At 71.3% G+C, this 13,360-nt stretch carries 12 protein-coding genes; 4 read left to right on the top strand and 8 right to left on the bottom strand.

The window, feature by feature from the left end:
• Positions 1-45: 45 nt before the first annotated feature.
• Positions 46-852: a carbon-nitrogen family hydrolase gene (locus JO379_RS16715; protein ID WP_130878665.1), complete on the bottom strand. Its 807-nt coding sequence runs from the start codon at positions 850-852 to the stop codon at positions 46-48.
• A 203-nt stretch (positions 853-1,055) separates the two neighbouring features.
• Between JO379_RS16715 and JO379_RS16720 the strand changes: the two genes are divergently transcribed.
• Positions 1,056-1,886, top strand: a complete 831-nt coding sequence (locus tag JO379_RS16720) for a maleylpyruvate isomerase family mycothiol-dependent enzyme (protein ID WP_130878664.1) — start codon at positions 1,056-1,058, stop codon at positions 1,884-1,886.
• Between the two features lie 33 nt (positions 1,887-1,919).
• Here JO379_RS16720 and JO379_RS16725 read toward each other — a convergent pair whose 3' ends face one another.
• The 6 genes from JO379_RS16725 to pdhA all read right to left on the bottom strand — a co-directional run bounded on the left by JO379_RS16725 (position 1,920) and on the right by pdhA (position 8,647).
• Positions 1,920-3,221, bottom strand: a complete 1,302-nt coding sequence (locus JO379_RS16725; RefSeq protein ID WP_130878663.1) for an MFS transporter — start codon at positions 3,219-3,221, stop codon at positions 1,920-1,922.
• Between the two features lie 14 nt (positions 3,222-3,235).
• Positions 3,236-3,889, bottom strand: a complete 654-nt coding sequence (locus tag JO379_RS16730) for a GntR family transcriptional regulator (protein WP_130878662.1) — start codon at positions 3,887-3,889, stop codon at positions 3,236-3,238.
• An 80-nt stretch (positions 3,890-3,969) separates the two neighbouring features.
• Positions 3,970-4,782 carry a helix-turn-helix transcriptional regulator gene (locus JO379_RS16735; protein WP_165451562.1) on the bottom strand — a complete coding sequence of 271 codons (813 nt, stop codon included), beginning with the start codon at positions 4,780-4,782 and terminating at the stop codon, positions 3,970-3,972.
• 245 nt (positions 4,783-5,027) lie between these two features.
• Positions 5,028-6,494: a dihydrolipoamide acetyltransferase family protein gene (locus JO379_RS16740; protein ID WP_209515562.1), complete on the bottom strand. Its 1,467-nt coding sequence runs from the start codon at positions 6,492-6,494 to the stop codon at positions 5,028-5,030.
• Between the two features lie 21 nt (positions 6,495-6,515).
• Positions 6,516-7,496, bottom strand: coding sequence for an alpha-ketoacid dehydrogenase subunit beta (locus JO379_RS16745; protein WP_130878659.1), 981 nt, complete (start codon positions 7,494-7,496; stop codon positions 6,516-6,518).
• 2 nt (positions 7,497-7,498) lie between these two features.
• Positions 7,499-8,647, bottom strand: a complete 1,149-nt coding sequence (pdhA, locus tag JO379_RS16750) for a pyruvate dehydrogenase (acetyl-transferring) E1 component subunit alpha (protein WP_130878658.1) — start codon at positions 8,645-8,647, stop codon at positions 7,499-7,501.
• A gap of 362 nt (positions 8,648-9,009) precedes the next feature.
• On the opposite strand from pdhA, the gene JO379_RS16755 reads away from it, so the two are divergent.
• The 3 genes from JO379_RS16755 (at position 9,010) to JO379_RS16765 (ending at position 11,466) form a co-directional block, all read left to right on the top strand.
• Positions 9,010-9,672, top strand: coding sequence for a response regulator (locus JO379_RS16755; protein ID WP_130878657.1), 663 nt, complete (start codon positions 9,010-9,012; stop codon positions 9,670-9,672).
• A gap of 147 nt (positions 9,673-9,819) precedes the next feature.
• Positions 9,820-10,374, top strand: a complete 555-nt coding sequence (locus tag JO379_RS16760; protein ID WP_245381480.1) for a pyridoxamine 5'-phosphate oxidase family protein — start codon at positions 9,820-9,822, stop codon at positions 10,372-10,374.
• 15 nt (positions 10,375-10,389) lie between these two features.
• A complete protein-coding gene (locus tag JO379_RS16765) occupies positions 10,390-11,466 on the top strand; it encodes a phosphotransferase (protein WP_130878656.1) in 1,077 nt (358 codons plus the stop codon).
• Between the two features lie 146 nt (positions 11,467-11,612).
• Here the strand turns inward: JO379_RS16765 and JO379_RS16770 are convergent, their stop codons facing one another.
• The gene (locus JO379_RS16770) at positions 11,613-13,196 is read right to left on the bottom strand and encodes a protein kinase domain-containing protein (protein ID WP_130878655.1); all 1,584 of its coding nucleotides are present in this window, start codon (positions 13,194-13,196) and stop codon (positions 11,613-11,615) included.
• Between the last annotated feature and the right edge of the window lie 164 nt (positions 13,197-13,360).

Raw genomic sequence — 13,360 nt, forward strand, 5'->3', positions numbered from 1 at the left:
GGTCGCTGCGGGTATTCCTGCCGGGCCGGGAGGGCCCTGGGCGGGCTACTTCCGGCCCAGGACCCGGTCCTTCAGGGCCGGGAAGTCGTCGCGGACCTTGGCGACGCGGGCGGTGTCCAGCTCGACGGTGAGGATCTCCTCGCCCGGGCCCGCCTCGGCCAGGACCTCGCCCCAGGGGTCGACCACGATGCTGTGCCCGGCCTGCTCGACGCCCGCGTGGGTGCCGGCGGTGTCGCAGGCGAGGACGTACGACTGGTTCTCCACGGCCCGTGCCTTGGCGAACAGCGTCCAGTGCTCGCGGCGCCGCGCCGGCCAGCCCGCGGGGACGACCAGAGTCTGCGCGCCCGCGTCGACGAGCGCGCGGAACAGCTCGGGGAAGCGCAGGTCGTAGCAGGTCGCGAGGCCGAGGGTGGTCTGCGGCAGCGGCACGGTGACGACCTCGGAGCCGGGGGCCATCATGACGGCCTCGCCCTTGTCGAAGCCGAAGCGGTGGATCTTGCGGTAGGTGCGGACGAGGTCGCCGTTGGGCGAGAAGACGAGGGAGGTGTTGTAGAGCGGGCCGTCGCCCGCGGCGGAGCCGCTGTCGGGCGCAGCGCGCTCGACGATCGAGCCCGCGTGCAGCCAGACACCGGTGTCCCAGGCGGCGGCCGCCATGGCCTCGGCCGTGGGGCCGTCCAGCGGTTCGGCCTCCTCGGCGAAGGACTCGTACGCGAAGGCGCCCACGGTCCACAGCTCGGGCAGCACCACGAGGTCGCTGCCGCGCTGCTCGCGCACGAGGGACGCCACTCGCGTCCGGCGCTCGGCGACCGGCTCGTCCGGGTCCACACCGATCTGGATCAAAGAGGCGCGCACAGTACCACCACTCTCAGCATTCGAACCGTCGGCGCGGCACGCGTTCGTCGTCGAAAGCCCTGCCGGGGCGCCCGTGCGCAGCGTAACTTAACTGCGTAGAACCCATACAGCACTTAACCGAACTCCAGTAGCAGCACGGCAGTAGCAGCGCAGCCCATCCGAGCAGTCAGTCCGCGTACGTACCGCACCGCCCGAGGGGTCCCGTGACCGTCCACCCAAGCCTCCAGCCCGCCATCGACGCCTGGACCCATTCCATCGAGGCCATCAACGAGTTGGTGAGACCGCTCGCGGAGAGCGAATGGAACCGGGCCACCGAATGCCCCGGGTGGTCCGTGCGCGACGTGGTCTCGCACGTCATCGGCGTCGAGTGCGAAATGCTGGGCGAGCCACGGCCGATGCACACGCTGCCGCGCGATCTCTACCACGTGACCGACGAGTTCTCGCGGTACATCGAGGTGCAGGTCGATGTGCGGCGCTGCCACACGGCGCTGGAGATGACGTCCGAGCTGGAGTACACGATCATCCGGCGCTCGCGGCAGCTGCGCAACGAGACGCGCTCCCCGCAGGCGCCGGTCCGCTGGCCGCTGGGCAGTGGCAACGAGCAGACGCTGGAACGGGCGCTCACGATAAGGGCCTTCGACGTGTGGACGCACGAGCAGGACCTGCGGCGCGCCCTGGGCAAGCCCGGCAACCTCGACTCCCCGGGCGCGGCCCTCACCCGTGACTTCCTGCTCCTCGCCCTGCCCAAGGTCGTCGCGATGGACGCGGGCGCCCCGGCGGGGTCGGCGGTCGTCTTCGACGTGCACGGGCCGCTGGAGTTCCTGCGGACGGTGCGGATCGACGCGCAGGGCAGGGGGGCGATCGACAGCAGTGTGTCGCTGGGGCCGACGGCGACGCTCGCGCTGGACTGGGAGACGTACGCCCGGCTGGCGTGCGGACGGGTCCGGCCGGAGGCGGTGGCGGACCGGGTGAAGGTCGAGGGCGAGCGGGGGCTGGCGGCGGCGATCCTCCGGGAGTTCGCCGTCACGCCGTGAGCCCGCGCACGCCGTGAGCCGGCCGGTGCCACGTCAGACCGGCACGTGGACCGTCTCCACCCGCGACGCCACCACCCGCTCCCGTTCCCGCCGCTGCGCCCTTGTGCGCAGCCGCAGGATCTGGGACAGGCCGAGCGCCTCCAGCACGAACACGGACGCGAAGGCGACCCGGTAGTTGCCGCCGGTGGCGTCCAGCAGCAGGCCCACGGCCAGCAGGGTGGTCATGCAGGCGACGAACCCGCCCATGTTCACGATGCCCGAGGCCGTGCCCTGGCGCTCGGGCGGGTTGGCGGGGCGGGCGAAGTCGAAGCCGATCATCGAGGCCGGTCCGCAGGCGCCGAGGACCACGCACTCCGCGATCAGCAGCCACATCGGGGCGTGCGTGCCGGGCCAGACGACGGTCGACGCCCACAGCAGGGCGGTCGCGGCGACGGTGCCGAGGGCGAGCGGCAGCCGGGCGGCCCGGTGGCGGCCGATGATCTGGCCGTAGACGAGGCCGATGGCCATGTTCGACAGCACGACGAGGGTGAGCAGGGCGCCCGCGGTGCCGCGGCTCAGGCCCTGCGCCTCGACGAGATAGGGCATCCCCCACAGCAGCAGGAAGACCATCGCCGGGAAGCCGGTGGTGAAGTGCACCCACATCCCCAGCCGCGTCCCCGGCTCCCGCCAGGCGCGGACGATCTGCTGCCGGACGAACCCGCTGCCCGCATGGGAGGGAGGCACGGGTGCGTAGCCCTCGGGGTGGTCCTTGAGGAAGAGCAGCAGCAGGACGAGGACCACCACGCCGGCCGTCGCGCTGCCCGCGAACGTCGTCGTCCAGCCCGCGCTGTGCAGCAGCCGCGCGAGCAGCAGGGTCGAGATCAGATTGCCCGCCATCCCGAACAGCGCCGCGACCTGCGCGATCATCGGCCCGTGCCGGGCGGGGAGCCATCGCGCGCCGAGCCGCAGCACGCTGATGAACGTCATCGCGTCACCGCACCCGAGCAGCCCGCGGCTGGCGAGGGCCATGCCGTACGAGTGGGAGAGCGCGAACGCGAACTGCCCGGCGGTGAAGAGCACGACGCCGAGCGCCAGCACCTTCTTCGTGCCGAGCCGGTCGACCATCAGGCCGACGGGTATCTGCATGCCGGCGTAGACCAGCAGCTGGAGTATGGAGAACGTCGACAGGGCGGACGCGTTGATGTGGAACCGCTCGGCGGCGTCGATGCCGGCCACACCGAGGCTGGTGCGGAAGACGATCGCGACGAAGTAGACCCCGACGCCCAGCCCCCAGACGGCCATCGCCCGCCGCCCGCCGGGTGGGTCGCCGGGCAGCCCGGTGGAACCCCCGCTCATCGCCTCTCCCCCTGTCATCGTTCGTGGCCCTGTGCCAGGTTCCGCACCCAGCTGACGTGCTGGTCGACGATGCCGATGGCCGCCTCCGCGTCCCCGGCGCGCAGCGCTTCGAGGATCTCGGTGTGCTCGGCGATGTTCTTCGCGATCCGGTCGGGGTGGGCGTGCATCACGGCGACGCCCATCCGCAACTGCCGGTCGCGGAGCTGGTCGTACAGCCGCGCGAGGATCTGGTTGCCCGCGCTGCGCACGATCTCGGCGTGGAAGGCCCGGTCGCTGACGGACACCGCGGCGAGGTCCCCGGCCGCGGCCTGCCGCCGCATGTCCTCGACGAGCTCCTCCAGCCGGGCGAGCAGCGCGGGCGGGGCGGGCACGGCCTTCCCGGCCGCGTGCTTCTCCACCAGCAGCCGGGTCTCCACCACGTCCGCGATCTCCTGCGCGGACACGGCCAGCACCAACGCCCCCTTCTTCGGGTAGAGCTTGAGCAGCCCCTCGGCCTCGAGTCTGAGCAGCGCCTCCCGCACCGGAGTCCGCGAGACGCCCACCTCACCGGCCAGGTCCCCCTCGGTCAGCAGCGTCCCGCCCTCGTACCGCCGCTGCAGCACGGCGTCCTTCACATGCGCGTACACGCGGTCGGCGGCAGGACGCTTGACGGTGGCGGTGGCTGACATGCGCACAGCATAGATACAACAGGTATGCGTGGGGAGTGGCGTTTCGCGATGCGGACAGCCGCATGACGGCCCGACACCACTTACACCCCGGCCCAGCCGTCCATGGGGGTGATGAAGACGAAGCGCAGGTCCGGGCGCTGTATGGGGAGGAGGACGTGGGTGGTCACGCGGATTTCCGCGTTGCCGTGGTACGGCAGGCGCAGCCGGAAGACGTGGCCGTCGCGGTGCTCGACGACGTCGGATTCCTCGGACCATATGCGGCGGCAGTCGGCATCGGCTTCGAGGATGTCGCGGACGAGGGTGCGCAGTTCGGCGTTGTCCGGGTTGCTGTTGGCGGCCACGCGGAGCATGGCGAGGTAGATGCGGGCGCAGCTGTCCTCCCAGTCGAGCATCTGCTCGCGGGCCTCGGGGTCCAGCAGGGTCCAGCGCATGAGGTTCGCGCCGGGGCGCAGGACCCAGGGGAACCACTCGCCCATCAGGGGGTTGGCGGCGACGACGTTCCAGGCGACGTCGGAGAGGTAGGCGGGGTAGGAGACCTGCTGTTCGAGCAGGGCCTGGACGCCGCGGGGCAGGTCCGTGGGATCGGGGGCGAGCAGGCCGGGCGGGCGGCGGCCGCAGACGGCGAGGAAGAGGGTCAGGGTCTCGGCCTCGCTGAGGCGCAGCGCCTGCGCGACGCGGAGCAGGAAGCTCTCGGAGAAGTCCTGGCGGCGGCCCGCCTCCAGGGCGCGGTACCAGCCTTCGCTCACCCCGGTCATCCGGGCCACGTGCGCCTGGGAGAGCCGGCGGCCGGGGCGGGGGTAAAGGCCGCGCAGTTCGGGGACGGTCCGGGCGTCGACGCGGGACCGCCAGGCGCGCAGCAGGCGGCTGATGGACTCGCCGTCGACGCGGTTCACGCGTCCTCCAAATTCCGACACTGCAAGTGTTGGTCAATCTTAAGTAAATTGCGCAGCACGGGCCATTCCACCCTCTGCCAGGGGTGGTATATCCCGAGGCCGCTCCGCATACGGGCAGAGGGCCCGGACGCCGCTCTCTCCTCGCTGGAGGGGGGTGAGGAGGGAGCGTCCGGGCCCTTCGTCCTGTTCAGGGGCTTCCGAAGGGGCTTTTCGAAGCGGCTTTCGAACAGGCACGCGCGCGTGGGTCAGCCCCAGGTGATCAGGCGCTTGGGGTTCTCCAGAACGGCGGCCACGTCCGCGAGGACCTTGGAGCCGAGTTCCCCGTCGACCAGGCGGTGGTCGAAGGACAGCGCCAGGGTGGTGACCTGGCGGGGCTTGACCTTGCCCTTGTGGACCCAGGGCTGGAGCTTGACCGCGCCGAACGCCAGGATCGCGGACTCGCCCGGGTTGAGGATGGGCGTGCCGGTGTCGACGCCGAAGACGCCGACGTTGGTGATGGTGACCGTGCCGCCGGACATGTCCGCCGGGCTGGTCTTCCCCTCGCGGGCCGTGGAGATCAGCTCGCCGAGCGCCGCGGACAGCTGGGGAAGGGTCTTGGCCCCGGCGTCCTTGATGTTCGGGACGATCAGACCGCGCGGGGTGGCCGCGGCGATGCCGAGGTTCACGTAGTCCTTGCGGACGATCTCCTGGTTGGCCTCGTCCCAGGTCGCGTTGACGTCCGGGTTGCGCTTGATCGCGACGAGCAGCGCCTTCGCGACGAGCAGCAGCGGGTTGACGCGCAGCCCGGCCATGTCGGGGTCGGTCTTGAGCTGCTGGACGAGCTTCATCGTGCGGGTGACATCGACGGTGACGAACTCCGTGACGTGCGGCGCGGTGAAGGCGCTCGCGACCATCGCCTGGGCGGTGGCCTTCCGTACGCCCTTGACCGGGATCCGGGTCTCGCGGGCGGCGAGGTCGGCCGGAGCGGCGGGAACGGCCGCGAGGGCCGGGGCGGGCGCGGCGGGGGCCGCCGGCTCCTCCGTGACCGGGGCCGGTGCCGTGCGCGCGGCCACGGCCGCGTGGACGTCCTCGCGGGTCACGATGCCGTCCGTGCCGGTCGGGACGACCGTCGCGAGGTCGACGCCGAGGTCCTTGGCGAGCTTGCGGACCGGCGGCTTGGCCAGGGGCCGGCCGGCGGTCTCCACGGGTGCGGCAGTCGCGACAGGCGCGGCGGGCGCCGGGGCAGTCGTCGGGGCCGCGTGGCCGTTCATCTCCGCCTGGATCGCGGCGGCCATGTGCTGCTGCACCGGCGCGGGCTGTGCCTTGCGGGCGCGGCGCTTGGTCGAGGACGGCGCGGCGCCGTAGCCGACCAGCACGGCCTGGCGGCCCTGCGGCTCCGGCTCGGGCTCGGCCACGGGCGCCGCGGCGGGCTCCGCCGGGGCGGCGGGCTCGGCCGGGCCCGCACCGGGCTGGGTGTCGACCGAAATGATCGCGGTGCCGACGTCCACCGTCACGCCCTCGCCGAAGCGCAGCTCGTGCACCACTCCGTCGAAGGGGATCGGCAGCTCGACGGCGGCCTTGGCGGTCTCGACCTCGCAGACCACCTGCCCGTCGGAGACGGTGTCCCCGACGGCCACGTACCACTTGAGGATCTCGGCCTCGGTGAGCCCCTCGCCCACGTCGGGCATCTTGAACTCGCGGAAGCGCTGGTCGTTGGCAGTGCTTGCAGTCATCGTCACGACTCTCCTCGGCCCTCAGTACGCCAACGCGCGGTCTACGGCGTCGAGTACCCGGTCCAGGCCCGGAAGGTACTCGTCCTCGAGACGCGACGGCGGATAGGGAGCGTGGTAGCCGCCGACCCGCAGGACGGGGGCCTCCAGGTGGTAGAAGCAGCGCTCGGTGATCCGGGCGGCGATCTCGGAGCCGGTGCCCAGGAAGACCGGGGCCTCATGCACGATCACCAGTCGGCGGGTCTTCTCCACGGACGCCTGGATCGCGTCGAAGTCGATGGGCGACATCGAGCGCAGGTCCAGGACCTCCAGGGACTTGCCCTCCTCCTCGGCCGCCGCGGCGGCCTCCAGACAGGTCTTCACCATCGGCCCGTAGGCGGCGAGGGTGAGGTCCGTGCCCGGGCGGGCGGTGCGGGCGGCGTGCAGCGGGCCGGGGATCGCCTCGGTGTCGACCTCGGAGCGGTCGTGGTAGCGGCGCTTGGGCTCGAAGAAGATGACCGGGTCGTCGCTCTGGATGGCCTGCTGGAGCATCCAGTAGGCGTCGGCGGCGTTCGACGGGGAGACGCACTTGAGGCCCGGGACGTGCGCGAAGAGCGCCTCGGGGGACTCGCTGTGGTGCTCGACGGCGCCGATCGCACCGCCGTAGGGGATGCGGATGACGACCGGCAGCTTGATCTTGCCGAGCGCGCGGGCGTGCATCTTGGCGAGCTGGGTGACGATCTGGTCGTACGCGGGGAAGACGAACCCGTCGAACTGGATCTCCACCACGGGGCGGTAGCCGCGCAGCGCCAGGCCGATCGCGGTGCCGACGATGCCGGACTCGGCGAGCGGGGTGTCGATCACCCGGTCCTCGCCGAAGTCCTTCTGCAGGCCGTCGGTGACCCGGAAGACGCCGCCGAGCTTGCCGACGTCCTCACCCATGATCAGGACCTTGGGGTCGGTCTCCAGGGCGGTGCGCAGCGAGGCGTTGATGGCCTTGACGATGGAGAGCTTCTCGGCAGCCATGATCAGTTGCTCTCCTCTGCGAAGGACGCCTGGTATGCGGCGAATTGGGCGCGCTCTTCGTCGACGAGGGCGTGGCCGTCGGCGTAGATGTTCTCGAAGATGGCCATGTTGTCGGGGTCCGGCATGCTCCGGACGGCGTCGCGCACCCGCTTGGCGAGGGCGTCGGCCTCGGTCTCCAGCCCGGCGAAGAACGTTTCGTCGGCGTTGCCCTCGCTCTCGAGGTAGGCGCGCAGCCGCAGGATCGGGTCCTTGGCCTCCCACTGCTCGCGCTCCTCGTCCCGGCGGTACTTCGTCGGGTCGTCGGAGGTGGTGTGGGCGCCCATGCGGTACGTGAAGGCCTCGATGAGCATCGGCCCCTGGCCGGTGCGGGCACGCTCGAGGGCGGCCTTGGTGACGGCGAGGACGGCGAGGACGTCATTGCCGTCGACGCGGACGCCGGGGAAGCCGTAGCCCTGGGCGCGCTGGTAGAGCGGGACGCGGGTCTGCCGCTCGGTGGGCTCGGAGATGGCCCACTGGTTGTTCTGGCAGAAGAAGACGACCGGGGCGTTGTAGACGGCCGAGAAGGTGAACGCCTCCGCGACGTCGCCCTGGCTGGACGCGCCGTCGCCGAAGTAGGCGATCACGGCGGAGTCGGCGCCGTCCTTGGCCACGCCCATGGCGTAACCGGTCGCGTGCAGCGCCTGCGAGCCGATGACGATGGTGTAGAGGTGGAAGTTGTTCTCGTTGGGGTCCCAGCCGCCGTGGTTGACCCCGCGGAACATCCCCAGCAGATTGGTCGGGTCGACCCCGCGGCACCAGGCGACGCCGTGCTCGCGGTAGGTGGGGAAGACGTAGTCGTCGGGGCGGGTGGCCCGGCCGGAGCCGATCTGCGCGGCCTCCTGGCCGAGCAGCGAGGCCCACAGACCCAGCTCGCCCTGCCGCTGCAAGGTGGTGGCCTCGGCGTCGAACCTGCGGGTCAGCACCATGTCCCGGTACAGGCCGCGCAGTTCCTCGGGCGTCAGGTCGATGGAGTAATCCGGGTGCTCGACCCGTACGCCTTCGGGCGTCAGCAGTTGCACGAGCTCCGGCTGCCCCGGCGAGGCGGCCGGCTTCCCGGCGCGCTTGCTGCTGCTGCGTCGCGGCTTGCGCGCGGCAGTGCTGTCCACGGTCACGTGTGCTCCTCCGTCTGTCCGGCCCCCGGGGTCGCCGGCGGCCAGAGGGGGTCCCCCCGCCGTGAGACAGGGGAAGGCTCGCTCGATCCCCGACGGCACACGGGGTGGGTGTGCCGAGGCCGGAACCGGGCGTGACAGGCGCCCCGGCTAAAGGCCTGCAATAAGCACGTTACCCAGAAGGCCGCATTCCTGCGAAACCCCTACTGACCTGCGATTTTGCTTGGATTTCCAAGTAAATACGCAAAGCGGGGTTCCGCTACTGGTCACAGCCTTGTGAGCACAGCCCTGCGGACTGCCGGAACGACCGCACGTTATCCCGGAGGACAAGAGCAGGGGAAGAGTCGATGTGTGAGACTGATCGTGTGCCCGAACAACGAAAAATCACGGTATTTCTGCTCGACGACCATGAGGTCGTCCGTCGGGGCGTCCACGAGATGCTCTCCGTGGAGGAGGACATCGAGGTCGTGGGCGAGGCCGGGACGGTCGCCGACGCACTCGTGCGCATTCCCGCCACCAGGCCGGATGTGGCCGTTCTGGACGTGCGCCTTCCGGATGGCAGCGGAGTAGAAGTATGCCGCGAGATCCGTTCTCAGGACGAAAACATCAAATGTTTGATGCTCACGTCGTTCGCGGACGACGAAGCACTGTTTGACGCGATCATGGCAGGCGCGTCGGGCTATGTCCTGAAAGCCATCCGCGGCAATGAACTGCTCTCGGCGGTGCGCGACGTGGCCGCCGGCAAATCCCTGCTGGACCCGGTCGCGACCGCCCGGGTGCTGGAGCGGCTGCGCGACGGCAAGGACCCCAAGGGCGACGACCGGCTCGCGAACCTCACCGACCAGGAGCGCCGGATCCTGGATCTGATCGGCGAGGGCCTGACCAACCGCGTCATCGGCGAGCGGCTGCACCTCGCCGAGAAGACGATCAAGAACTACGTCTCCAGCCTGCTCTCCAAGCTGGGCATGGAGCGCCGCTCCCAGGCCGCCGCCTACGTGGCCCGGCTCCAGGCGGAGAAGTCCCGCTGACCGGCCGGCCCGCCCAGTCCGCCCAGTCCGACCGGCCCGACCGGCCGGCCGGCCGGCGAAACGCGGGGAATCGGGACCAACGTCCCGCGGCGAAAGGGGCGGGTGTCCCCTTCCTCCGCACCACCCCCAGCGGGCACAGTAGTGACCATGCTTTCTGAGCTTTCCGGACTTTCCGGGCTTTCCCGCCTGTCCGGCTCCCCCCGACCGACCGGACCGTCCCAGGCGACGGACCGCCTTGAGGCGACCGACGAGCACCGAGCGCTCGAGCTGCTCGCCCGCACCCCCTACGGCCGGGCCTCGGTCAGCATGCGCGCCCTCCCCTTCGTCACCGTCGCCCGCCACATCGTGGTCGACGCCCCCTCGGCGGCATCGGCGCCCTCTTCGGCGCCCTCCTCCCGCGTCCTGCTGCGCCTGCACGGCGGCTTCGGCTACGCCCAGGCGTGCGACGGCAGCGTCGTCGCGTACAGCGCCGACAACCTCAGCGGCCGCCAGGAGGGCGACGAGGACGTGTGGACCGTCCAATTCGTGGGCATGGCCCGGCTCTTCACCCCGAGCGCCGCCGAGATCGAGCTGTTCGGCCGGCCCCCGCGCACCGCGGACGGAGCGCCCTTCGATCCCGAATACCTGTGCGTCGAACCGCAGTTCATCAGCCTGCATCACCTGGAAGGCGTCCCCGCGCGACAGTTCACGCACTCCCCGTGATCTAACATTTGACACGTGCCGCGCTCACTTGTCTCCCCTGTACACGCCGGACCTGTTCACGCCGGAACTCAGGGGCCCGACGGCGGCACCCTGCGCACCCTGCTGGGCCGCTACGGACTCGACGGTGAGCCCGTCTCCTGCGAACCGCTGACCGAGGGCCTCCTCAACCGCGGTTACCGCCTCTCCACCACCCGTGGCCGCTTCTTCCTCAAGCACCACCTCGACGGCGACCAGGCCGCCATCGCCCGCCAGCACCATGTGACGCTCCGGCTGGGCGCGCTCGGCCTGCCCGTAGCCCCTCCCGTCGCCGACGCCGAGGGCTCCACGGTCACCGTCCTCGGCGGCCGCTGCTACGCCCTGCACCCCTGGGTCGACGGCCGGCACCGCGACGGCGAGGAGCTCACCGCCGCCCAGTCCCGCCGCCTCGGCACCCTGCTCGGCCACGTCCACACCTGCCTGGAGCAGGTCATGGAGGGCCCGGAAGGGGCCTGTGAGGGCTCCGGGCCCGCCCCGGACGCCGCGGCCGATCCCGAGGACACCTACGCCCTCATCGAGGAGCTCCTGACGCTGGTCCGCCGCAAGGGCCGACCCCGCGACCCCTTCGACGAACTGGCCGAACACCGCCTCGTCGAGCGCCGCGCCCTGCTGGAGGCGCACGCCCACCGCAGGCCGACCCCCTGCGCCACCCCCGCCCGGGGCTGGGTGCACGGCGACTTCCACCCGCTCAACCTGCTCTACCGGGGCGCCGAACCCGCCGCGATCGTCGACTGGGACCGTCTGGGCGTCCAGCCGCGCGCGGAGGAGGCCGTACGGGCCGCCGTGATCTTCTTCCTGCGCCCCGGCGGCACGCTGGACCTCGCGAAGGTACGCCCGTACGCGCGCGCGTACCGGGGCGCGACGGGCGCGAGCGAGGCCGAACTGGCCGCCGCCGTGCACCGGGTGTGGTGGGAGCGGCTCAACGACTTCTGGATGCTGCGCTGGCGCTACCAGCTCGGTGACCACCGCGCCGACCCCGGCTTCCCCGCGTCGTCGGCGCTGTCGGTGTGGTGGACGCGCGAGTACGAGGCCGTACGCGGGGCTTTCACGGACTGAGCGAGGGCGGGTGAGGGATTTACGCGGCGCGGGCCCGTGAGGCCCTCAGAAACGGCTACAGGCCCCTTCCGGGCCCGCTCCGGGTCCATGGTGGACCGGGGCGGGCCGGGAGGGGCCCGGCCTCATTGCTTCTCGGCTGTCGTCGCTCAGCCGGTGGCGCCCTGTACGGCACCACCCTCCGTGCCGCCCGCGCCGCCCGGGGGGTTCGTGGGCGGCTTGGGGTCGTCCGTCGGTCCCGTCGTCGGGTCCTGGGTGACCGGGGTCGTCGGCCCGGTCGTCGGGCCGGTCGTGGGCCCGGTCGTCGGGTCCTTGGTCGGTTCCTTGGTCGGACGGTTGCCCGTGTCCCGGGTCCACTCGGGATCCGGCTCGTCCTCGCCCGTGTTGCCCGTGGTGCCGCCCGGCTCGGCGGAGGGCGAGTGCTTCTCGGGGCTCTTGGAGGTGCCGGGGCTCGGCGAGCTGGGCGCGGTGGTGGTCTTGTCCGGCTTCTTCTTCTGGGTGCCGCCGTCCGTCTTGTTGCCCTGGTTCACAGCGAAGACCACACCCACCGCGATCGCTATCACCGCGAGGGCGGCGACCAGCCACATCTTGCCCCTGCCGCCGCCGTTGCGACCGCCGTGACCGCCGCCGTAGCCGTCGAAGCCGCCCTCGTCACCACCGTTGCGGGACGGGACGATCGGCTGCTGCGAGGTGTCGCCGTGCGGCGGGTGCGGCAGGGCCGTGGTGCTCGCCATGCCCATGGCCGTGGTGGCGGCACCGGTGTGCGCGACCGGGCCGGTGTTCCAGGCGCCCGTGTGGCTGCCGGAGTCGTGCAGCATCTGCAGCGAGTACTGGACCAGACCGCGCATCTCCTCCGCGCTCTGGAACCGGTCGTCCGGGTCCTTGGCGAGGGAGCGCATGACGAGCCCGTCGAGCTCCGGCGGAACCGACTCCAGCACCTGGGACGGCGCCACGGGAGTGTCCTGGACGTGCTGGTAGACCACCGAGAGCGGGGTCTCGCCGGTGAAGGGCGGGCGCAGCGCGAGCAGTTCGTAGAGCAGACAGCCGGTGGCGTAGAGGTCCGAGCGGGCGTCGACGGTCTTGCCGAGGGCCTGTTCGGGGGAGAGGTACTGCGGGGTGCCCATGACCATGCCGGTCTGGGTCATGGTGGAGGCCGCGCCGTGCAGGGCGCGGGCGATGCCGAAGTCCATGACCTTGACGGCGCCGTTGTGCGTGATGATCACGTTGGCGGGCTTGATGTCACGGTGCACGATGCCGTGCTGGTGGCTGTAGGCCAGCGCCTCGAGCACGCCCGAGACGATGATCAGGGCCTGCTCGACGGGCGGTGCCTCGGCGCCGAGCAACAGGTCGCGGATAGTGCGGCCTTCAACCAACTCCATGACGATGTACGGCACGACGTTGCGGCCGACGTGATCCTCGCCGGAGTCGTAGACGGCGACAACCGCGTGGTGGTTCAGACCGGCGACGGACTGTGCCTCGCGGGTGAAGCGCGCCTTGGACACCGGGTCCTCGGCGAGGTCCGCGCGCAGCAGCTTGACCGCGACGGTGCGGCCGAGGCGTACGTCCTCGGCGGCGAACACCTCGGCCATGCCGCCGCGGCCGAGTCTGTGGGTGAGGCGGTAGCGTCCGTCGCCGACCAGGCCGCCATTGCCCCACATTTCAGGCACATCGGGCATGCCGCCCCCGTTGGCGTCAGGGTCGGACGGACCCTGGGCGCTCTGCGTCTGTGCCATCAGTCCTCGCCGTCGTGTGTGGCCGCTTCGCGTGGGAGGCGAAAGCGCGGGGAAACTCGATGAAAGCTGTCTTCCGCTAAGGCACGCTACAGGCTCCGCGAGGCGCGCCGGTCCGGGATGGACCGGCTATGAAACCTGTACAGGGCGAAGCAAGGCAAATCTCG

This window comes from Streptomyces syringium, from assembly GCF_017876625.1.
GTDB classification, from domain to species: domain Bacteria; phylum Actinomycetota; class Actinomycetes; order Streptomycetales; family Streptomycetaceae; genus Streptomyces; species Streptomyces syringius.

What these genes read in the sequence shown, in the direction of transcription:
- JO379_RS16725 (WP_130878663.1), bottom strand. Translation starts at nt 3,221, where the DNA reads ATGAGCGGGGGTTCCACCGGGCTGCCCGGCGACCCACCCGGCGGGCGG.
- JO379_RS16730 (WP_130878662.1), bottom strand. Translation starts at nt 3,889, where the DNA reads ATGTCAGCCACCGCCACCGTCAAGCGTCCTGCCGCCGACCGCGTGTAC.
- JO379_RS16740 (WP_209515562.1), bottom strand. Translation starts at nt 6,494, where the DNA reads ATGACTGCAAGCACTGCCAACGACCAGCGCTTCCGCGAGTTCAAGATG.
- JO379_RS16745 (WP_130878659.1), bottom strand. Translation starts at nt 7,496, where the DNA reads ATGGCTGCCGAGAAGCTCTCCATCGTCAAGGCCATCAACGCCTCGCTG.
- JO379_RS16760 (WP_245381480.1), top strand. Translation starts at nt 9,820, where the DNA reads ATGCTTTCTGAGCTTTCCGGACTTTCCGGGCTTTCCCGCCTGTCCGGC.
- JO379_RS16770 (WP_130878655.1), bottom strand. Translation starts at nt 13,196, where the DNA reads ATGGCACAGACGCAGAGCGCCCAGGGTCCGTCCGACCCTGACGCCAAC.